The organism is Vibrio algarum (genome assembly GCF_028204155.1).
GTDB lineage: Bacteria > Pseudomonadota > Gammaproteobacteria > Enterobacterales > Vibrionaceae > Vibrio > Vibrio algarum.
The window spans coordinates 316,555-337,608 of sequence record NZ_JAQLOI010000001.1; the positions used below are offsets into that span (position 1 = coordinate 316,555).

Here is a 21,054-nt window from a genome sequence, read left to right on the forward strand (position 1 = left end):
GAAGGTTTTCTAAGCCTTCACTCAAGCAAATAAGCCCTTTCGTCCGTGAAAAACCACAGTATCCCCACGAACCCGTATTATATTCTCAAAACCGTCGTCATCTCCACAAAACCATTGTCATCTCCACAAAACCGTCGTCATCTCCACGAAAGTGGAGATCTAAATGAACCCAGATTCCCTCGTTTGAGGGAGTGACGAGAAGCGTTCTAGGGATTGACGAGAAAAGTGGGGTTACTAGATAACCCGAGAAAATTGCTGTTGTCGCGCTCTATCTCGTAGATACTTATCAAAACACATACAAATATTACGAATCAACAATCGTCCTCTTGCGGTTACGCGAATAACACTGCCTGAAACGTCTACTAACTCATCATCAATAAAGGTTTGTAAAAGCTTCATATCTTCAGAAAAATAGTTGTTAAATGTTAGACCAAACATAGATTCAATCTGCTTGGTATCTAATTGGAAGTTACAAATAAGGGCTTTAATAACCTCACGACGAATCAAGTCATCATCATCTAAAGAGACGCCCTTCCATAGAGCATGGCGCATCTCATCAACTTGAGCGTAATACTTCTTAAGCTCTTTCTGATTCTGAGCATAGGTATCACCAATCATTGAAATAGCAGAAACACCAAAACCTACTAAATCGCATTCACCTTGCGTGGTGTAACCTTGGAAATTTCGGTGAAGTATGCCCTCGCGTTGCGCTACGGCTAATTCATCTTCAGGCAAAGCAAAGTGATCCATACCTATAAACTGGTAACCTGCACCCGTTAATGTTGAGATAGTATCCTGAAGAATACCCATCTTAACTTCTGCTAACGGCAATAATTCTTCTTTTATCTTACGTTGTGCTGCAAATAGTTTTGGCATGTGCGCATAGTTAAATACTGATAACCTACCCGGTTTCATCTTTAATACTTGCGCTAAAGTTATCGCGAATGACTCTTTAGTTTGAAGCGGTAAACCGTAAATTAGGTCCAAATTAGTTGAGCGGAAACCCAGCTGTTTTGCTCTTTCAACCATAGCAAAGATAAATTCTTCATCTTGCTCTCGGTTTACCACTTTTTGAACTTCTTTATTGAAATCTTGGACACCGATACTCAAACGGTTGAAACCTTCACCACGCAAGTGATCAAGCATATCTAATTCAATTTCACGAGGATCTACTTCAATGCTTATTTCAGCATCGGACACAAAGTTGAATTCACCTCGAACTATCGCCATCAAACGACTCATCTGAGCTTTACTTAGAAAAGTGGGAGTTCCGCCACCAAAATGCAATTGGGTGACTCTACGCTCGTTTAACAAAAACGCTCTTTGACGAATTTCATGCTCTATGGCATCCAAATACTCGTCAGCTTTATGTGAGTGGCGAGTAATAACCTTATTACAACCGCAGTAATAACAAAGCTTATGACAGAACGGTATATGTATATAAAGAGATAGCGGTCGATCGGGATACTGACGACATGCCATATCAAATTCAGCTATAGTGAAAGCTTCGTGAAACTCTAAGGCTGTTGGATAAGAGGTATATCTTGGTCCCGAATAGTTATACTTATCTAATACAGCTTGATCCCAAACTATTTGTTCACTCGACATAATATTGCGTTCCATTAAATTTTGTTTTCATACTTTGATCCCATATTCTGCCATATCACTGCAACAGGCAGCGATAAACGGGAGTGATTTGCCGAAGAAATGTTCATAATTGATAACAGGATCACTCACTCTTTCTAGTTAGAGGTGAAAGAGTGAGCAAAAACCTATTTGATAGCAGTAACAGTGTCCGTTGACGGTGCACTTAGAGGTTGTATTTGAATTTGCAACTTTTGCAGATCTTTTATCATATCCTCAGCCAATCGAACTTCCGCTTTTTGCCTCTTAAGCGTCTGCTTCATACGTTCTTTTTTGACTAATTCTTGTCTCGCTTCACCACGGGCCATATCTTTTACAATGTCATACAGCTCATAGAGCGCTAGATACTCTTTTTTAATATCAATACGGGCATCACCCTGAATATAATCTAGAATACAAACAACTCGAATACTCACCTCTGACAGATCACACTGCCCTTGAATACCAGCCATGCAAAGTGTGTTTACACTATCGAAAATATTTGCATTTCGCTTTGCGATGGCGATATTCATTACTTCTTTTTCTAGTTGTTTTTTCTTTTTCACCAGCAGTAACAGGTGAATAGCATAGGATGCTAAACCGAGAATAATTAGCCCACCAATAATAAGTACTATGGTTACGCTCATCATCTCTTATCCTTTAAAATCATCTAGATTTAGACCTTCAAACTGAGATAAAAGTTCTTCATCAGTGCTTGGGGCCTTTTTCGTTTTTTTCGCTACAGGTTCGATGATAACCTCTTCAACTCCATCTTCTAGTTCCTCTTCAGGCTCCATAAGTCCAAGTTGATTCATCAATATCTCAATACGATCTAACTTTTCATCTACATAACTTTGAAGACCCGTACCTAGTTTCTCTCCGTTCTCAATTCGATCTAATAAAACGTTAAGTTGTGCATCATTCTCTAAGTTTTCCAACTCGTTCGCTGCAGATAAGCGACGTTCTTGCTTATTCGTCTTTTTCTTTGTCTCAACGATCAGTGGGATTTTCTTTTTGCTACCCAAACGAGGATCTCGTTTCTGAGCAGCCGCTCTCTGCCTTGACTCAACAGAATCAGAGTTTCTATTCCCAGTTTTTAGACCTTTGCGTTTTTTTAACCGCTTACGTAAGCGACCTTCCACATCGGCTTCACTACGGTTTCTAGTTACAATTACTTCTGTGTCACCTGTAGAGCCAGGTTGTCTTGATTTTTTATTTCTACTCATTACTGGAGTTTCCTCAGTAAAATTACATCATTGCCGACAAATTCAAGTTGGAGCTTATCCCGCTCGGCCAAATACTGGAACGTTTCACGACTATAAAAACAAACATGGGTAATATCATTTTTATAGTGCCATTTAGAAAACGCTTCTACGTTTATTACTAGTTTGGTCATCAAACCAATCCAGCCATTTGGCTTAACTAAATTCAACCAATTTTGCCACACATCTTTCGGGTAATAGAGATGCTCTATTACCTCTGTGGCAGTTAAAAAGTCATACGTTTTATCTAATGCCTTTATATCAGGGTAGTAGTAGATATCATATAACGTCATATTGTGTCCTGAATCTTGCAACATCACAGATAGAGTTGGGCCAGGGCCACAACCAAAATCTAACCCTGCAGAATTTGGACTAATTTTTTCCATAAGAGGCTCTGACAGTCTCGACAAAAAACACCGATAACCTTCATCAGAAGGGTCATTCTCATGTTTATCATATTGCGCTTTTTCAGATTCGGTATCTAATCGCTGCTCAGTCGGTACAAACACAAGATTACATCGAGTACATTGTAAGTAATCTCGTTTTTTATCGTTGTAATAGTGATGTACATTATCATCATCACATAAAGGACACGGCTGCATAATTCCATCCTCATATTGGGATGCGAAACATACCAGAATTGACAGGAATAGTGGAGTTTATTTCACCACAAAAGTTAAGGAAAGCTTTACAGTAGATAAGCATAAAAAAAGCGACAGTATAAACTGTCGCTTAAAAGTCTGGGCATCAAATGCCTAAAATGTGTCTAGATAGTGCTATTGAACACAATGTTCCATCTGTTTTTAAAGCTTTCCGTGCAAGTTTTAGTTTGTCATCATCCTGATGATTTCTGGCTTCCTTTTCTTGCATCCTGCTTCTGGGCTATTCCTTAGCCTGATCCATTTCTTGCTTCTTTCTTGAAGGCGAGAGATCATCCTTATCGCACAGACTTCATGTCTATGATAAATCCATTTTCTCTTCCTGAGTGTCCATGCTTAAAAAGCTGTGTCCGTACTGGCCATCAATGGCCTTCTAATCCGTTTGTGCATCTTGCTTGCTGTTTAATTTACTTCAAACTTAATATCAAACAAGAACTAAAGATCAAATAATCAGGATTAACTTAACCGACTGCGTGAGAAGTATTAATATTCAACGGGTTAAAATATACCCGCTCAACTACCATGGACAATCTCTCACAAAGTCTAAAGCGAAATTCGTTATCACCTAATTAGTGCAATAGTGATATTGCGCGCATAAAAAATCCCTTAGCAACACAATAAGCTGCTAAGGGATCAAATCTAACTAATTTATCTACGTTAAATCGTACGCTTAGTGTAAACCACCAACGTACTTGGCTAACGTATCTATTTCTTCATCCGTAAGCTTCATAGCGATATCACCCATCATCCCATTAAGATCATTGGTTCGCTCACCAGCTCTAAATTTGGTTAACTGAATCTTGATATAATCTGCATGCTGACCAGATATTTTAGGAAAACCTGAAAGCTCAGTACCATTACCTCTCGGACCATGACAAGCAACACAAGCTGTTAAGCCACGTTCTGCATTGCCAGCAAGATAAAGTACTCTTCCTTGCTCTACTACGTTTTCAGGTGTTGAATTATCGGAAATAGGCATAGAAGAGTAATAAGCCGCTAAATCTAATCTATCTTGATCAGATAGTGACATAGCCATTGGGCTCATTACTGGGTCGTATCTACCTTTTTCGCCTGAAGTTTCCATACCGATCTTAAGTTCTGCAAGCTGCTTTTCAATATAACCTGCATGTTGACCCGCAATTTTAGGATACTGCGTAATTTGACTATTCCCATCGGCAGAGTGACAAGCAACACAAGTTGCTGATTTGGCTTTACCAGCTTCAACATTACCTTGGGCCCAAACAGTGAAGCTGGCAAACAGCCCCAAGATTAGCGCTAATTTATTCATGACATTCCATTATAATTATGAGGTTCTGCTTCTTTTTCATACTTCCATAACTGAATAAAAAGACAGACCTAGGCTTCCAGTACCACGTTTTTTTAGATATGACGTGGTACAATAATCGACTTTATTACCCTTTCGTGGTTATTTTACACAATTTAACAAAAAAGCAATCAACTGACTACATAAAGTCAGATGGAGTTAACATTGAGCGCAAAAATTCACTATCAAAATACGCATTTTATCACTAGTGCACCCGATATTCGTCACTTACCAGAAGATGAAGGTATCGAAATTGCGTTTGCTGGGCGATCAAATGCAGGTAAATCTAGCGCACTTAACCGCTTGACTAACCAACGTAGTTTAGCAAAAACCAGTAAGACACCAGGTCGCACCCAGCTCATTAATTTATTCAAAGTTCAAGAGAACTGCCATATTGTCGATCTACCTGGATACGGCTTTGCACAGGTTCCCGTTGAGCTGAAGAAAAAATGGCAAAAATCTTTAGGTGAATACCTGCAAAAACGAGAGTCTTTAAAAGGCCTTGTTGTATTAATGGATATTCGTCACCCAATGAAAGATCTTGACCAACAGCTTATATTTTGGGCTGTAGAGAGCAATATTCCTGTGCAAGTTTTGCTCACCAAAGCGGACAAATTAAAAAGTGGTGCTCGTAAAGCACAACTTTTAAAAATCAAACAGGATGCCGTAGGTTATGGTGGCGATGTTGCCGTCGATCTATTTTCATCATTGAAAGGAATTGGAGTAGACCAACTGCGTAATAAACTTGATACGTGGTTCGCACCAGCAATTTTAGCAATGACGGTTCCTTCGGAAGAGGCTCCCGTATCAGAAAGTGCAGAGAATACTGTAGACGACGCAGAATAAGTCGCAACAAAAACCCCACCATGAATGGTGGGGAAAACGGGAGAGAATAATATTGATTTTATTATGTAAAGAATCATTCAATAATTGAGCGTAAAACTCAAGCCTTAATATCTCCACAATTGCACCTTATCTCGTTCTTGGTGACTGACTTCTTAAATTCTCTTACGTACTTCATAAAACCTACAATCACAGTATGCATTTCATCAAATTTTAATAACAAAGTTATTTATTAACATTTTCGTAACTTAATTTCTTCCGGTAAATAGTTAGTCTTTGCATGTTTTCATAAAAACCTAAACGAACAAGACATACTTTAACTCCATCACCTAAGCTTAATTCACTTAAAAAATTCTATTTAAAACGTAAAAAAAATCGAAGATTCGATAGTTATTAGGTAGACTTAATTGATCAATAAAAACGGGAAATGAAAAAAATAGTATTATACAAACAATGAATTGGAAGGGATTCTATAGCAGTGATAGAGTTTTGTTTGCCACAAGAAAAAACGCCCCAGTCAAATGCTGACTGGGGCGGCTGAATTAGCCTAATCCAATAACGTGAAACAAAAGGTCTGAAAGATAGAACATCTTACCTCTGTACCCTACGAGAGTTACTGTACAACAAACGATCATATTTGAAAATACTTTTTGTAATTTTTTTCATGATTATTGGTAAAAAATACATAAGTGACTGAGATCACGCTACTTTATTTTTGATTAAAAAAAGCCAGCTAATTGTGCGCTGGCTCATAAAATTATTGGCTTTAATGCTTAAAAATGTCTAGTGGGCCTGATCCCAGTTGTCACCATGACCAGCTTCTGCCACTAAAGGAACATTTATTTGGGCAGCAGACTCCATCAATTTCTGTATTTTTATTTCAATTTCGGTTAATGCGCTCTCTTCAACCTCAAATACCAGTTCATCGTGAACCTGCATAAGCAATCGAACTCTACCATCACCTTCAGACTGCACCCAGTTATCAACCAATAGCATTGCTTTCTTGATTATGTCCGCTGCCGTACCTTGCATTGGTGCATTAATCGCTGCACGCTCAGCTGCTTTTCTACGCATACCATTTCGAGATTTAATTTCAGGAAGATACAGCTTCCTTCCAAATATTGTCTCGACATAGCCCTGCTCCGATGCTTGGGAACGCGTATCTTCCATATACTGCAATACGCCGGGATAACGTTCAAAATAAGTATTCATATACTCTTGAGCTTCATGCCTCGGGATACCAAGTTGTTTAGCCAAACCAAAGGCACTCATACCATATATAAGTCCAAAGTTAATTGCTTTAGCACGACGACGCTGCTCACTACTAACGTCTTCTATGTTAACGCCCATAACTTCTGCGGCCGTAGCCGCATGGATATCTTTACCATTTTTAAAGGCATCTAATAGTGCTTTATCGCCGGAAAGATGCGCCATAATCCGAAGTTCGATTTGTGAATAATCCACAGCCAATATTTTCCAACCATGTGGTGCAACAAAGGCTTGGCGTATACGACGCCCTTCTTCATTTCGAATTGGAATGTTTTGTAAGTTAGGATCGGTTGATGAAAGTCGTCCAGTGGCGGTAACAGCTTGATGGTAAGAAGTGTGCACCCGACCAGTTTCGGCATTAATCATTTTAGGAAGCTTATCGGTATATGTTGATTTTAATTTAGCTAATCCTCGGTATTCCAAGATTCGCTTGGGTAATGGGTAATCCAGAGCGAGTTCTTGCAGTACTTCTTCATTCGTCGATGGCGCACCTGACGGTGTCTTCTTAATGACAGGCAAACCCATTTTTTCAAAAAGAATCGCTTGAAGCTGCTTTGGTGAGCTTAGATTAAATTCCTGACCAGCAATCTCATATGTTTCTTTTTCTAGCTCGTCTAAACGAACAGCAATTTCTTGAGATTGTGCAGATAGCAGCATGTCATCAATAAATACACCGGTTCTTTCTATACGAGACAGCACCGGAACAAGTGGCATCTCTATTTCTTCATAGACCGATTTAATTTTCTCATCTTTCTCTATTTCAGCATGTAATCGATTATGCAAACGCAAAGTAACGTCCGCATCTTCTGCTGCATATGGAGATGCCTGCTCTAAATCTATTTGATTAAAAGTGAGTTGCTTTTTCCCTTTGCCGGCTATTGTCTCAAAAGAAATACAGCTGTGCTGGAGAAATCGAAGAGCCAGACTGTCCATATCATGTCTGCCTCCAACGCTATTATAAACATAGGAAGCAAGCATAGTGTCGTGCTTGATACCTTTCATTTCAATATCATAGCGAGCGAGGACACTGGCATCGTATTTGAGATTTTGGCCTACTTTTGCACGAGATCCATCTTCTAGGATGGGCTTAAGTTTCGATAAAACCCACTCTCGGTTTAGCTGCTCAGGCGCATCCATATAATCGTGCATCAAAGGAACATAAGCTGCCACTCCCTCGTCGACAGCAAAAGAGAGCCCAACTAGATTAGCAACCATATAGTCTAAACTGTCTGTTTCTGTATCAAAGGCAAAGAGTTCACATTCCTTTAATCTATCTAACCAACGATTAAAGCTTTCTTCGCTCAGAACCGTTTCATATTGACTGCGATCTATTTTGACTGCGCTGTTATCTAAGGTAGAAATAGATGCAGTGGACTCTGAAGCCGCAGATGAACCAACGCGACCAGACTTATCATCAGCCTCGACAACTCCGGTTCCACCCTCTAACAGTTCGTTTAACCAAGACTTAAACACCAGCTTCCCATAGAGCTCGATGAGTTCATCACGATTTGGAACTTGTTTTAACAACGTATCATGCGTTTCTTCTAGCTCTACATCGAGCTTGATAGTAGCGAGCTCGTAAGACATATACGCATTGTCTTTATTATCAACCAGTTTCTTAGCCATGGTCTTAGAACCACGAAAACCTAAACCTGCGATATCATCTAAACTGTTGTAAAGCTTTTCTATGCTACCTATACCTTGAAGAAGTGCCGTGGCAGTTTTATCTCCAACCCCAGGAACACCTGGTATGTTATCAACCTTATCTCCCATTAACGCTAGATAGTCGATAATCAGCTCCGGAGGAATACCAAATTTTTCGATTACTCCATCTCTATCCATCACAACATTCGTCATTGTGTTGATCAAGGTTACGTTATCATCAACAAGCTGCGCCATGTCTTTGTCGCCAGTACTTATCAGAACTGGCATACCAGCTTTAGATGCTTGTGAAGCCAATGTTCCTATAACATCATCAGCTTCAACACCAGGGATAGAGATTAAAGGCAATCCCATCGCTCTTATAACGTTATAAAGCGGCTCTATTTGACAGCGTAATTCATCAGGCATTGAAGGGCGATTGGCTTTATATTCTGGATACATGTCATCCCTGAAAGTTTTTCCTTTCGCATCAAATATGACCGCTATTTTTTCAGTAGAAAACTGACGCATCATGCTTCGCAACATGTTAACAACGCCATAAATGGCATTAGTTGGTATATCGCCATTACTCATTGAATCAGGGTATGCGTGAAATGCTCGATAGAGATAAGAGGAACCATCGATAAGAATCAACGGGTTTTCAGGGATGCTTGCCATGAGTTTACAATCCAGAACAGGGAGAAATTATTCACTTAGAATGCCATGAACAGCCATTATTATCCATCCAGATAAAAAGACCGAGCATGCACATGTTGATATAAACAGAGACACTTTTCTGTGGATAAGTCTGTTTGTACTTTCTGATCGTTTAATAATTAACCAAACATAAAAACCAAAAATAGAGCATATAATAGATAAATATCAATAATTTAAATGCAATACACCAATTACAACAAAGATCATGAATTGATCCTTGATTGTGGAAAAGTTCTTAGCAAGGCAAAAGATAATTATTTTCGAGTGCCACAACGCGTCGGTTATTGAATATAAGATAGTGACAAAAAAGAAAGCGACATCAAAAGATGTCGCTTAGCATAACAAGGAAAAGCGAAATACTAACGCGCTTAACCTAAAAGCTGAATACACTGGAAGCAATGTGAGCAATGTCGTGTCAATAAGAAAAATTCAATCCCTCAAACAAGCATTGATTTTTATCTTGAAGACATAGAGATGATAACAATTATCATTCGTATTGCAAGGTTTATTTGAGAATAATTCTTAAATATGAAAAAATAGAGCCATTAGGCTCTATTTTCAAATCTAAATGCCTAGGCCGACACTATTCGTTGATGCTCTCTTTGGCTTTTGCATTCTCCTCTGCTAGCCAAAGTGCAACGTCTTTCGCAAAGTAAGTGAGAATGCCGTCAGCACCTGCTCGCTTAAAGCACAGTAAAGATTCCAATACTGTTTCTCTCTCTTTCAGCCAACCATTTTGAATTGCAGCCTTGTGCATCGCATATTCACCGGAGACTTGATATGCAAAAGTAGGAACTTGTAACTCTGATTTAACTCGACGAACAATATCCAAATACGGCATACCAGGCTTAACCATCACCATATCAGCCCCTTCGTTGATATCCATTGCGACTTCTTGCAAGGCTTCATCACTATTAGCTGGGTCCATCTGGTAATTTTTCTTATTCCCACCTTTTAAATTCGCTGCAGATCCGACAGCATCTCTAAACGGGCCATAATAGTTCGAGGCATACTTTGCCGAATAAGCCATAATTTGAGTGTGTATGTAACCGGCTTCTTCTAAAGCTTCTCGGATACGGCCTATTCTGCCATCCATCATATCTGATGGAGCAACAACGTCGGCACCCGCTTGCGCATGTGAGAGCGCTTGCTTAATTAACACTTCTGTCGTTTCTTCATTCATGACATAGCCGGTTTCATCGATAATGCCATCTTGACCGTGTGTCGTGAACGGATCCAATGCAACATCTGTGATCACCCCCATTTCTGGGACATGTTCTTTTAATGCTCGGACGGCCCTTTGTGCCAACCCTTCAGAGTTAAACGCCTCTTGAGCACATAGGCTTTTTACATCTTGATTAACCACAGGAAATAACGCGATAGCGGGTACACCTAACTTAGCAAGTAACTGAGCTTCCTCTAACATCAAGTCAATAGACAGACGTTCTACACCTGGCATTGAATCGACGGTTTCTCGACGGTTTTTCCCCATCAGGATAAACATAGGGTAGATAAGATCATTTGCAGTTACTTGATTTTCGGCCATTAAACGTCGACTAAAATCATGCTTGCGCATACGACGCATACGTCGTACTGGGAATTCACCTTTAATAGAAACAGACACTTGGCTCTCCTAAAATTTACTTCGTGCTTATCACTTAACTAATTATTTGTATCATATCATTGTCGATATTGGATAGGAGGTTAATGGGGTAGAAATTCTCTATAGAGCACAAATTCAATATATACTGCCAATGAGTTCGCCAACTAGAGAAACAATAATGATTGATACCCATGCTCACATATACGCTGCTGAATTTGATAACGATCGAGATCAAGTGATTCAAAGGGCTCTGTCTCAAGGAGTAGACAAGATATTGCTACCGAATATTGATTTAGATTCTATCCAGCCCATGCTGGCTACTGAAGCGCAGTATCCTGATATCTGCCATTCAATGATGGGGCTTCACCCTTGTTACGTTAATTCTGATGTTAAACAGTCCCTTTCAACTATTTACTCTTGGTTTGAAAAACACCATTTTATTGCTGTCGGAGAGATCGGTATCGACCTATATTGGGATAAGACTTACAAAACAGAGCAAGAGCACGCATTCATTACCCAGTTGAATTGGGCTAAAGAGATGAAGTTGCCTGTCGTGATCCATACTCGTGATTCGATTGAAGAAACCCTCCAGTTATTGCGCAGTGAGCAAAATGGCACCTTATCAGGTGTGTTTCATTGTTTTGGCGGCAGTATTGAACAAGCAAAAGCAATAAATGATTTAGGCTTTCACCTTGGTTTGGGCGGCGTCTCAACCTTCAAAAATGGAGGAATGGATAAAGTGATTCCGAGCCTAGATTTAGATTATGTCATTCTGGAAACAGACTGCCCATATCTCGCGCCAGTACCTCATAGAGGCAAACGTAACGAACCGTCGTATACGGCTTTAGTTGCTAAACGAATTGCAGAATTAAGAGGGTTAGACGTCAATGAGGTAGATAGGTTGACGACTGAGAACGCTAACAAGCTATTTAGATTAATCTAAAATAGTGAGGTCACTAAAACGGAAAAAGCGAGTGGGGAATTCACTCGCTTTTTAGTATTAAGCCTTTGTCTCTTCTTCACTTGTATCATCTTCGTCTTTTTTTACATAAAAACGAGCAAAGAATAGTCCTACTTCAAATAATATACACATAGGAATCGCAAGCAGTGTTTGAGAAATCATATCAGGTGGCGTTAACATCATTCCAAAAACAAAAGCCGCTACAACTATATATGGCCTCTTCTCAGCCAAACTTTTGGCATCGGTAGCACCAGTCCAACAGAGTAAGATAATCGCGACAGGTACTTCAAAAGCGATACCGAAAGCAAAAAATAGCGCTAATACAAAATCCAGATAGCTTGAAATGTCAGTAGCAAACTCTACCCCACCTAAAGATATGGCTGTAAAGAAACTAAATACGAGCGGAAACACCACATAATAAGCAAACGCAACACCGCAATAAAAAAGCAGTGAGCTTGAAAAAGAAGCGGCATAATAAGCTTACGTTCGTGCTTATACAAACCTGGTGCGACAAAGCCCCATACTTGATAGAGGATAAACGGTACAGACACAAATATAGACGCTATCAGCGTTAATTTAAGTGGCGTGAAAAATGGCGAGGCAACATCTGTTGCTATCATCGTTGCCCCTTCAGGCAATCGATCAACTAATGGAGACGAAACAAACTCGTAGATGTCATTAGCAAAGTAAATAAGACCAACAAAAACAATAAGTACAGACAACATCGCTCTTAAAAGACGATTTCTAAGCTCAAGTAGATGACTAATCAAAGGTTGGGTTTGTTCAACTGATGCCATATTAAACCTCTAATTGGAAAAACAGAAAGAGCTGCTTGTTCGGCAGCTCTCATCACAATGACGCCGAATTAATCATAGCGTGATTAATCGAGCTTTTTTGCTTCGGACACTTCATCTTTTGTTGCGCTTACCTTGTTATTAGGTTCAGTCGCATCAGTTGATTTTGAGTCTGTAGCATAAGGTCTTTGAACATCTGCAGCCGCTTGCTTCAGCTCTTCAACTGATGCTTTTAAGTCCGGGGCGAGTTCTTCCATCCCCATTTTTTCGGCTTTCTTAAGGTTATCTTGTAGTTCTTGGATTTTAAGCTCATGGGTAAGTTCATCTTTCACCCCATTTGCCATTGCCTTCGCGCTGTTGATAAATTTAGAGATACTACGTATTGCAACAGGTAAACGCTCCGGGCCAAGTACAACTAAGCCTACAACAGATATTAATACCAGTTCCCAAAAACCGATATCAAACACAGGTTAAACCTTCTCTTTATCTTTTTTAACTTCTTGTGCAGAAGCTTGCTCAGATTTTTGCTCTAAGTTTTGCGGCTCAAAATCTGCGTCTTTTTCTACTTTTTTCGCAGCATCGTCGTCACTCATCGCATTTTTGAAACCTTTTACTGCTGAACCTAAATCACCACCCATGTTGCGTAGTTTTTTTGTTCCAAATAGTAATACAACGATAACTGCTATGATAAGCAACTGCCAAATACTAATACCGCCCATTATCCAATACCTCGGGTTATATAAATTAGACTATAAATAAGTATGCTAGTGTACTTGTTATTTACCCTGTACACGCCAATTAAGCAAGTAAAATGTGACATCTACAATGCCACTACCTACTCATGGGTAGGATTAAAAAGACAAATGTCATAAAGTTAATGAATACCAAAAAATATGAAAACTCATTAACAAAGTTCTATTTTACAGGCTTGCTGATTTTTATTTGCTGTGTACTCGCCAACTCACCAACCAACAAATTGCACCCATAATGCCTGACGCTATCGCACCGTTCTGGTAAGGGCTGAGTAACAAAATCGCAGAACAGATCACTAATGTAGCACCAACCCCAAAAATAAGCTTGCCTTTCGCATGCTGTTCTTTGGTAGCTCGGTAACCCGAATAAAGTAGCTCCATTTTCTGGTTCATTGCTTTGCCTTGCTTAAGGCTATCATAGAGCAACTCCGGAAGTTCTGGCAATCGCTCAGCCCAGAATGGCGCTTTATCTTTAATTGCATTCACAACAGCTTGAGGACCCACTTGATTGGCCATCCACTTTTCTAAAAATGGTTTAGCTGTATCCCATAAATCTAGTTGTGGATAAAGTTGTCTGCCTAAACCTTCGACATAAAGTAAGGTTTTTTGTAGCAGTATTAACTGCGGTTGCACTTCCATATTAAAACGGCGAGCTGTATTGAATAGATTCAATAACACATGACCAAAGGAAATTTCACATAAGGGCTTAGCAAATATAGGCTCACATACGATTCGGATAGCAAATTCGAACTCCTGTACATTCGTATCGGCTGGCACCCAGCCCGAATCTACGTGCAATTCGGCGACTTTTCGATAATCCCGATTGAAAAAGGCAAGAAGATTTTCAGCAAGATAGCGCTTATCCTCCGTGTTCAGTGTGCCCACAATGCCACAATCAAGACCAATCCATTGTGGATTTTCTGCATGTTCGGGGTTAACAAATACGTTACCCGGATGCATATCAGCGTGAAAAAAACTGTCACGGAAGACTTGAGTAAAGAAAACACTCACACCCCGTTCTGCAAGCAGCTTCATGTTCGTGCCGTTAGCGACTAACCCCTCAATATCAGAAACCTGAATACCGTAGATTCGCTCAGAAACCATTAATGCTTCACTGCTCAGATCGGTAATAACCTCAGGAACGTAGAGTTCTTCACTCCCTTCAAAATTCCGTCTTAGCTGTATCGCATTCGCTGCTTCACGTCGAAGATCCAGTTCATCAATTAATGTTTTTTCATACTCACGTATAACTTCAACAGGCCTTAATCGCTTCGCTTCAGGTGTTGCTTTAGCAACGATTTTAGCCATTCGATACATCAGTTTAATATCTGCATCTATAACAGGGCGAATATCTGGGCGAATGATCTTTAGTACGATTTCTCTACCGCTATCTTTTAATTTCGCTGTATGTACTTGAGCAATTGATGCAGAAGCTAATGGTTCAATATCAAAATCCGTAAACCAATTTTCTAGATTCCCACCTAACGCCTTTTCCATTTGATTTTTGGCCTCTTGGCCATCAAATGGAGCGACACGATCCTGCAATAATGCAAGTTGGTCAGCTAAGTAAGGAGGGAAGAGATCACGACGGGTCGACATCATCTGACCAAACTTAATCCAAACGGGTCCTAATTCTTGCAACGCTAGACGTAATCTGACACCTAGAGCTTTATCCTGATGTTTATTCTTTATCCAGAAAAGCGCTTTGCGAGCGAGCAAAGGTGTCTTTGTTAAATCGTGCTCAGGGATTAGCTCGTCTAGTCCATACTCTAATTGTACTTTGGTAATCTGGTATAGGCGTCGTAACTCTGCTGGTCTCATACTTTCTCCAACAAGTGGATAAATCGTTTTTCTAGCTTATCTGTGACCAATTGAATATCTGTAACTTGATCACAAAAAGAAGCAACCTCCAGAGGGCTCGGAGCCACTTTCCACTCTTCCGTCAGTACTTGAGCGACATGACTTTGATGCTTACTGGCTTGTTTTTTTATCCATCGATTCGTGTCTTTAGCACTTTGAACAACCGTATGAGCAACAATATCTCCCGTAAATCTCGACATCAATTCTTCAATGTCTGGCTTACAATCTGCCATTAATTGCGAGAACTGCTGAGCTAATTTTAAGTCACCTTCAAGTTCTATTTTTTCTTGTTTTATGAGGTGAGTGATATTGTTCTGATCTTTTAATTGGGGAAGTACTGCTAAGTGCAAAGAAAGGTAACAATCTGGCGAGCCTTCATAAGTGGCCAATACATCAACCTGCTGACTAAACACAAAGGTCAGTTTCTTTTTTAGCTCAATTAAATGAACTTGTAGTACTTGCCCTTTAAGTCGATTTAAACGTCGCCCATGATCAGGGTTATCCTTTAACGCGGCATTTATAGCCGTCTCAATTGTTGCTGTCGCAATTTGGTCCGTCAATCCTAGATCAAGCATTGGTCACCTCAACCTTAGAACTTGTAGCCGCGATGTAAAGCGACAATACCACCAGTAAGATTATAAAAACTGGTTTTTTCAAAACCGGCCGTATCCATCATACCTTTCAGTGTTTCTTGATCCGGATGCATACGGATAGACTCTGCTAGATATCGATAGCTTTCTGAATCATTCGCTATCAATTGCCCCATTTTAGGAAGCAAGTAAAATGAGTAAGTGTCATAAATCTTAGATAACGGCTCTAAAACTGGCTTAGAAAATTCTAATACCAATAGTCGTCCACCCGGTTTAAGAACACGAAACATTGAACGTAATGCTTTATCTTTGTCTGTTACATTTCTCAGACAAAAACTAATGGTAATACAATCAAAATAATCATCAGGAAAAGGCAGTTCTTCTGCATTTGCCTGTACATAATGCACATTACCAACAACGCCAATATCACGTAGCTTATCGCGGCCAACATTCAACATGGAGTTATTAATATCCGCAAGAATAACATGCCCTTTATCACCGACTATTCGAGAAAACTTTGCCGTTAAGTCTCCTGTACCGCCACCAAGATCTAGAACTTTGTGGCCTGGTCTCGCGCCACTACAATCAATAGTGAAGCGCTTCCATATCCGATGTACGCCACCTGACATTAAATCGTTCATGATGTCGTATTTGGTTGCTACTGAATGAAATACTTCTGCTACTTTGGCTACTTTTTCTTCTTTTGCAACGGTTTGAAAACCAAAGTGGGTTGTCTCATCTGACGGTATCGCTGAGTTGTCATTTAGGCTTATATCTGTCATTTTCTTCCTCTTGTGCAATACCGTAATAACGGCTTTTTAATTAACTATAATCCTTTCACAAATCTGTAAAATTTGCGGACCGTCAGTTTACTTTATCCTCTGCCTGATGTCTTTCTTTTGACGGTTCTTCCATCAAGCTATTTTGCTCTAACTCAATAATACTTATCGGGATTGGGCGTTTAACCTCTACGCCTAACTCTTTAAAGCTTTCTGCCTGTCTAATAACATTCCCCCGACCAGTGGCGAGTTTATTCATTGCTCCTTGGTAATTTTGGTTGGCTTTATCTAACGATTGACCTATCGATTCCATATCTACCAAGAAGAGCCTTAACTTGTCATACAGCTTACTGGCTCTATCAGCAATGACCTTAGCATTTTGATTTTGTCTTTCATTTCGCCAAAGGTTATCAATCGTTCTTAATGCCACTAGCAACGTGGTAGGGCTAACCAAAATAATATTGCTTTCCATCGCATCTTTCACAAGACTTGGATCGGCCTCTATTGCAATCTGGAAAGCTGGCTCAACAGGAATGAACATTAATACATAATCAAGACTCTGTATGCCTTTTAGATGCTGGTAATCTTTTAGACTCAAACCCTTGATATGGGCGCGTAACGCCGATAAGTGCTCGCTTAACGCTTGCTGCTTATCGTCATTCGATTCTGCATTGAAGTATCTTTCATAAGCAACCAAAGCCATTTTAGAATCCACTACGACTTGCTTTTCATAAGGTAGATAAACAATGACATCGGGTTGATAGCGCTTGCCTGCTTCATTTTGCAAACTCACTTGGGTCTGATACTCATGACCTTCGCGCAGACCGGATTCAGCTAATACTCTAGCGAGAACCACTTCACCCCAATTACCTTGTTGCTTATTGTCACCTTTCAAAGCCTGAGTTAAATTTACGGCTTCTCGCGTCATATGCTCATTGAGTTTTTGTAAGCTTTTGATCTCATGAACTAAAGTGTGTCGCTCTTTCGCTTCCATTCCATAGCTATCTGTTACTTGCTTTTTAAAACCTTCTAACTGTTCTTTTAGTGGCGTGAGTAACCCTTCAAGACTTTGCTTGTTCTGTTGATCAACTTTCGCTGTTTTAGCTTCAAAGAGGCTGTTAGCGAGTTGTTCAAATTCTTGTTTTAAGCGTTGTTCAGCCTTCTCTAACAACTCAAGCTTTTCATTGGCTGACTTGCTTTCTTCTTGATGTCTGGCTTGTTGTTCTCTGAACTCTGCTTTTCTCTGTGATATTTCTTCTCGTGCTAAGTCAAGTAGTTGTGAGTATCGTAACCGTTCTTTTTTAACAGCATCAAAGTGGCTCAAATTTTCCATAGCTGCCATTAACTGACCATGGGTGTGTGTTAATTCATGGGCAGTTTTATCTCTTTCGATATCAAGATGATCTAACTCTGTTTGAGCTTGCTTGAGACTCAATTCAAGCTGCTCATTTTTTGCTTGAAGCAAGTTTTTTCGGCTTCCGCTTGTTGCTCCAATAACTGTATTTGGAATTGATATTTCTGTTTTATCCACCAGCCAACGATAAGCGCTGCGACAATACCACTTACAATAATGGTAATAACGAGTTCTTGATTTTCTATAATCCACTGCATAATGTCAGTCTTAATCCTTTGAGTTCTGGGCAAATGGTAAGTGTGCACTGGATAAATGTCCAGTCCTTAGGTGATTCAAGAAGTGTTAGTATCCAGATCCAATTAAACAAAACAAAACATACCATGATTAATGAACGTCGCGCTTTAGGGTTCGGTATTGCTGCTGTCATGCTTTGGTCAACAGTCGCCACTGCATTTAAATTAACCTTGCAAGAGTTTACGCCTATTCAAATGTTAACTGTGGCAAGTTTTGTTTCTGCACTAACCTTATTTGTGCTCTGTTACTTCCAAGGAAAAATCAATCAGATAGTTACTACTTTTTTTCTAATCCATTTTATTTCATCATCCTTGGTCTCATTAACCCTTTAGCGTATTACTTAATTCTCTTTAAGGCCTACGACTTACTCCCAGCGTCACAAGCTCAGCCATTAAATTACAGCTGGGCTATTACGTTAACTCTAATGGCTGCCGTTTTTCTTGGTCAAAAAATAAAAAAACAAGATTGGATTGCCTGTGCTCTAGGCTATTTTGGTGTCGTTGTTATTGCTACAAAAGGAGATCTACTTGCGCTTAATTTTGATAGCCCTTTGGGCGTTGGCTTAGCGTTGTTATCAACGTTACTTTGGGCTGGCTATTGGATTCTGAACACTAAAAACAAAGCCGATCCCGTAATTGGTGTTTTTTTAGGTTTCATGGTTGCGTTACCCTTCGCCATTGCTCTTTGTTTCTATGAACAATCATCATGGGATATGAGTATTCAAGGGTGGGCTGCTGTTACTTATGTGGGCTTATTTGAAATGGGAATTACCTTTGTACTCTGGATATCAGCCCTTAAGTCGACTCAAAATACGGCAAGAATAAGTAACTTAATTTTTATCTCACCATTTGTATCTTTGCTTTTGCTCGCCTATATCATCGGCGAGGAAATACACGTATCGACTTTAATAGGGCTAATTTTAATCGTTATAGGATTACTCATACAGCAGTTGAAAAGGAAGGCTTAATTCACAACAGTTTATGAGTAAACACTTTTTTCCCACTACATATAGCAATGATTGGGCAGGAATAACTTCCCATTTACTTGCTTTATCTAATGGTTCAGAGGCAAAAACAATATTATGCTCCGTCTGCTGCATATAAACAGTAGGCGGAAATTCATCTGTACTGTATCGAGCAATCCAATAATTCTCACCATCTGATAAACAGATCGACGCCTTAAACGGGTCTTCTATCCCTTTTTTATTTAGCTGCTGTTTTATTTCATCAAATGTCGCTTGAATAGCATTCGCAGGATTTTCTAACAAACCATGCTTAAACATCATCAAAAAGATGAGCTCACTATCCGTTGTTCCTTTTTGTCGTAAATATAAATGCTCAGGTAAACGACGTTCTAATTCAAACTTAACCGAATCAAACTCTGGAATTTGGCCATTATGTAGGAACATCCAATTTCCAATAACAAAAGGATGACAGTTTGAACGAGAGACAGTAGCTCCCGTGGAAGAACGTACATGAGCCATAAAGCGATGTGTTCGGATATGATGAGTTAAAGAAACAAGGTTTTCATCTCCCCATGCAGGCATCACTTCATGAAAAATCCCCGGAGTATCTCTTTCCGTATACCAGCCTAAACCAAAACCATCTGCATTGACGCGTGTTACTGCTTTTCTAGCATCAATACTTTGATGAATTAATGAATGTTCTGGTTTATACACCAGCTCATCCATGTAGATAGGGTCTCCTTGATAGGCTAACCAACGACACATAGTAATTTCCTTTTATACTATTTTTAGCCTCGATTATTCATTATCGATCAGTCGTTGTTAGAATTCTATTTAAATCTGCCCCCATTAAAGTGCCATTCTATGCAAACACCTTATAAGCCAACTCAAAACCTTTTCCACGTTCGTTATCTATGGTTGCAATGATATTTTTGTTTAGTCTCAAAGCAATCGCGCTAGGATGAGTTGAAATAAAGGCTTCTTTCTCTTCATCGATCAAAGAGTCCCAAACGGTATGAAGGTCACTTGCAAAACGGATAGTATGCGCAAGTGTTGGAGAAAGCTTTGCTTTTTCAGGATTCGGTAGGAAGAAAATAGCTTCAACCATTTGAGGAGGAAAGTTCCAGGCATGGGCCAATCTCGCCCCCAGATAAGGAACGGTTGTATTCAATAGCTCTTCTTGAACTCGATACGGATCTTCACCTTTTGCAATTCTATCTATCATCAATTTGGCTTCAACAGGTAAATTGGCATGAATCATTAACTCGCCAATATTATGAAGAGTACCGGTTGTAAACACTTCGTTTTTATCCAACCCGGAGATGACACCAATCTTGCTCGCAATCGTAGATATTTCAAAATTTTTCGACCAATAGTCTTTCAAACTGATCGTTTTAATCACAGGAAATGCCATGGATAGCACTGAAGAACGGACAAGTGTTCGAATATTATCTTCACCTAATCTTACTATCGCTTCATTGAGTGAAGATATCTCTCTTCGTCCACCAAATTGAGCCGAATTTGCCATTCTTAATATGCTAGTGCTTAGAAGCTGATCCATAGACAGCTTAATTGTTAGCTCATCAAAATCAAAATGATCATGATTGACGATATTAAGTGCGTCTTGCAATACTTGCTCGATTCTAGGTAACGCTTCGACCTTTGATAATCGTTCTTCTATTCCCATGAATTTATGTCCTATAATCAAATATCTCTCATGAATATAGGACAGATTGAATTCAGGAGCTAGGATTTAGCAGCCGTA

General features: G+C 39.6%; 19 protein-coding genes and 2 pseudogenes. 4 read left to right on the top strand and 17 right to left on the bottom strand.

The window, feature by feature from the left end:
- Window positions 1-234: 234 nt before the first annotated feature.
- The 5 genes from hemN to PGX00_RS01660 form a co-directional block, all read right to left on the bottom strand.
- Entirely contained in the window at window positions 235-1,608 is a 1,374-nt protein-coding gene (gene hemN, locus PGX00_RS01640) for an oxygen-independent coproporphyrinogen III oxidase (protein WP_407702331.1), read from the bottom strand.
- Window positions 1,609-1,772: 164 nt separating this feature from the next.
- On the bottom strand, window positions 1,773-2,270 hold the full coding sequence (locus PGX00_RS01645) for a DUF2489 domain-containing protein (RefSeq protein ID WP_272137885.1): 498 nt from the start codon (window positions 2,268-2,270) through the stop codon (window positions 1,773-1,775).
- A 6-nt stretch (window positions 2,271-2,276) separates the two neighbouring features.
- Window positions 2,277-2,849 carry a Der GTPase-activating protein YihI gene (yihI, locus tag PGX00_RS01650; RefSeq protein WP_272132375.1) on the bottom strand — a complete coding sequence of 191 codons (573 nt, stop codon included), beginning with the start codon at window positions 2,847-2,849 and terminating at the stop codon, window positions 2,277-2,279.
- On the bottom strand, window positions 2,849-3,487 hold the full coding sequence (locus PGX00_RS01655; RefSeq protein WP_272132377.1) for a class I SAM-dependent methyltransferase: 639 nt from the start codon (window positions 3,485-3,487) through the stop codon (window positions 2,849-2,851). Before PGX00_RS01655 ends, yihI begins: the two co-directional genes overlap by 1 nt.
- Window positions 3,488-4,214: 727 nt before the next feature.
- The gene (locus PGX00_RS01660) at window positions 4,215-4,832 is read right to left on the bottom strand and encodes a c-type cytochrome (RefSeq protein ID WP_272132379.1); all 618 of its coding nucleotides are present in this window, start codon (window positions 4,830-4,832) and stop codon (window positions 4,215-4,217) included.
- A gap of 189 nt (window positions 4,833-5,021) precedes the next feature.
- Between PGX00_RS01660 and yihA the strand changes: the two genes are divergently transcribed.
- Window positions 5,022-5,714 carry a ribosome biogenesis GTP-binding protein YihA/YsxC gene (gene yihA, locus PGX00_RS01665; protein WP_272132381.1) on the top strand — a complete coding sequence of 231 codons (693 nt, stop codon included), beginning with the start codon at window positions 5,022-5,024 and terminating at the stop codon, window positions 5,712-5,714.
- 539 nt (window positions 5,715-6,253) lie between these two features.
- On the opposite strand, the gene PGX00_RS23090 is transcribed toward yihA, so the two are convergent.
- From PGX00_RS23090 to hemB, 3 genes are all read right to left on the bottom strand, one after another.
- Complete coding sequence (locus PGX00_RS23090; RefSeq protein WP_438356636.1) at window positions 6,254-6,301, bottom strand: hypothetical protein; 48 nt, start codon at window positions 6,299-6,301, stop codon at window positions 6,254-6,256.
- 193 nt (window positions 6,302-6,494) lie between these two features.
- Window positions 6,495-9,299 (bottom strand): DNA polymerase I, encoded by a 2,805-nt coding sequence (gene polA / locus PGX00_RS01670; RefSeq protein ID WP_272132382.1) that lies wholly within the window; start codon window positions 9,297-9,299, stop codon window positions 6,495-6,497.
- Between the two features lie 622 nt (window positions 9,300-9,921).
- On the bottom strand, window positions 9,922-10,962 hold the full coding sequence (gene hemB / locus PGX00_RS01675) for a porphobilinogen synthase (protein WP_272132384.1): 1,041 nt from the start codon (window positions 10,960-10,962) through the stop codon (window positions 9,922-9,924).
- 157 nt (window positions 10,963-11,119) lie between these two features.
- On the opposite strand from hemB, the gene PGX00_RS01680 reads away from it, so the two are divergent.
- Window positions 11,120-11,884, top strand: a complete 765-nt coding sequence (locus tag PGX00_RS01680; protein WP_272132386.1) for a TatD family hydrolase — start codon at window positions 11,120-11,122, stop codon at window positions 11,882-11,884.
- Between the two features lie 57 nt (window positions 11,885-11,941).
- Here the strand turns inward: PGX00_RS01680 and tatC are convergent.
- From tatC to rmuC, 7 genes and pseudogenes are all read right to left on the bottom strand, one after another.
- Window positions 11,942-12,699: pseudogene (gene tatC / locus PGX00_RS01685) on the bottom strand (twin-arginine translocase subunit TatC).
- An 83-nt stretch (window positions 12,700-12,782) separates the two neighbouring features.
- Window positions 12,783-13,163, bottom strand: coding sequence for a Sec-independent protein translocase protein TatB (tatB, locus tag PGX00_RS01690; protein ID WP_272132388.1), 381 nt, complete (start codon window positions 13,161-13,163; stop codon window positions 12,783-12,785).
- A gap of 3 nt (window positions 13,164-13,166) precedes the next feature.
- A complete protein-coding gene (tatA, locus tag PGX00_RS01695; RefSeq protein WP_272132389.1) occupies window positions 13,167-13,415 on the bottom strand; it encodes a Sec-independent protein translocase subunit TatA in 249 nt (82 codons plus the stop codon).
- A 219-nt stretch (window positions 13,416-13,634) separates the two neighbouring features.
- Window positions 13,635-15,269 (bottom strand): ubiquinone biosynthesis regulatory protein kinase UbiB, encoded by a 1,635-nt coding sequence (gene ubiB, locus PGX00_RS01700; RefSeq protein WP_272132390.1) that lies wholly within the window; start codon window positions 15,267-15,269, stop codon window positions 13,635-13,637.
- Entirely contained in the window at window positions 15,266-15,883 is a 618-nt protein-coding gene (locus tag PGX00_RS01705; RefSeq protein ID WP_272132392.1) for a ubiquinone biosynthesis accessory factor UbiJ, read from the bottom strand. The genes ubiB and PGX00_RS01705 overlap by 4 nt, the downstream gene beginning before the upstream one ends.
- A 14-nt stretch (window positions 15,884-15,897) precedes the next feature.
- The gene (ubiE, locus tag PGX00_RS01710; protein WP_272132394.1) at window positions 15,898-16,680 is read right to left on the bottom strand and encodes a bifunctional demethylmenaquinone methyltransferase/2-methoxy-6-polyprenyl-1,4-benzoquinol methylase UbiE; all 783 of its coding nucleotides are present in this window, start codon (window positions 16,678-16,680) and stop codon (window positions 15,898-15,900) included.
- 82 nt (window positions 16,681-16,762) lie between these two features.
- Window positions 16,763-18,288: pseudogene (gene rmuC, locus PGX00_RS01715) on the bottom strand (DNA recombination protein RmuC).
- A 42-nt stretch (window positions 18,289-18,330) separates the two neighbouring features.
- Between rmuC and PGX00_RS01720 the strand changes: the two are divergent.
- Entirely contained in the window at window positions 18,331-18,657 is a 327-nt protein-coding gene (locus tag PGX00_RS01720) for a hypothetical protein (protein ID WP_272132395.1), read from the top strand.
- A complete protein-coding gene (locus PGX00_RS01725) occupies window positions 18,567-19,292 on the top strand; it encodes a DMT family transporter (protein ID WP_272137887.1) in 726 nt (241 codons plus the stop codon). Before PGX00_RS01720 ends, PGX00_RS01725 begins: the two co-directional genes overlap by 91 nt.
- Here PGX00_RS01725 and PGX00_RS01730 read toward each other — a convergent pair.
- Both PGX00_RS01730 and PGX00_RS01735 read right to left on the bottom strand, forming a co-directional pair.
- The gene (locus PGX00_RS01730) at window positions 19,260-20,054 is read right to left on the bottom strand and encodes a class II glutamine amidotransferase (protein ID WP_272132396.1); all 795 of its coding nucleotides are present in this window, start codon (window positions 20,052-20,054) and stop codon (window positions 19,260-19,262) included. The two genes, PGX00_RS01725 and PGX00_RS01730, sit on opposite strands and share 33 nt — an antisense overlap.
- 97 nt (window positions 20,055-20,151) lie before the next feature.
- Window positions 20,152-20,976 carry an HDOD domain-containing protein gene (locus PGX00_RS01735; protein ID WP_272132398.1) on the bottom strand — a complete coding sequence of 275 codons (825 nt, stop codon included), beginning with the start codon at window positions 20,974-20,976 and terminating at the stop codon, window positions 20,152-20,154.
- Window positions 20,977-21,054 lie beyond the last annotated feature (78 nt).

Bases quoted from the DNA above. Each gene is read 5' to 3' on its own strand.
- ubiE (WP_272132394.1), bottom strand. From the start codon at position 16,680: ATGACAGATATAAGCCTAAATGACAACTCAGCGATACCGTCAGATGAG.
- PGX00_RS01705 (WP_272132392.1), bottom strand. From the start codon at position 15,883: ATGCTTGATCTAGGATTGACGGACCAAATTGCGACAGCAACAATTGAG.
- PGX00_RS01655 (WP_272132377.1), bottom strand. From the start codon at position 3,487: ATGCAGCCGTGTCCTTTATGTGATGATGATAATGTACATCACTATTAC.
- PGX00_RS01645 (WP_272137885.1), bottom strand. From the start codon at position 2,270: ATGAGCGTAACCATAGTACTTATTATTGGTGGGCTAATTATTCTCGGT.
- yihI (WP_272132375.1), bottom strand. From the start codon at position 2,849: ATGAGTAGAAATAAAAAATCAAGACAACCTGGCTCTACAGGTGACACA.
- ubiB (WP_272132390.1), bottom strand. From the start codon at position 15,269: ATGAGACCAGCAGAGTTACGACGCCTATACCAGATTACCAAAGTACAA.
- PGX00_RS01680 (WP_272132386.1), top strand. From the start codon at position 11,120: ATGATTGATACCCATGCTCACATATACGCTGCTGAATTTGATAACGAT.
- yihA (WP_272132381.1), top strand. From the start codon at position 5,022: ATGGAGTTAACATTGAGCGCAAAAATTCACTATCAAAATACGCATTTT.
- PGX00_RS01730 (WP_272132396.1), bottom strand. From the start codon at position 20,054: ATGTGTCGTTGGTTAGCCTATCAAGGAGACCCTATCTACATGGATGAG.
- PGX00_RS01735 (WP_272132398.1), bottom strand. From the start codon at position 20,976: ATGGGAATAGAAGAACGATTATCAAAGGTCGAAGCGTTACCTAGAATC.
- hemN (WP_407702331.1), bottom strand. From the start codon at position 1,608: ATGTCGAGTGAACAAATAGTTTGGGATCAAGCTGTATTAGATAAGTAT.
- polA (WP_272132382.1), bottom strand. From the start codon at position 9,299: ATGGCAAGCATCCCTGAAAACCCGTTGATTCTTATCGATGGTTCCTCT.
- tatA (WP_272132389.1), bottom strand. From the start codon at position 13,415: ATGGGCGGTATTAGTATTTGGCAGTTGCTTATCATAGCAGTTATCGTT.
- PGX00_RS01660 (WP_272132379.1), bottom strand. From the start codon at position 4,832: ATGAATAAATTAGCGCTAATCTTGGGGCTGTTTGCCAGCTTCACTGTT.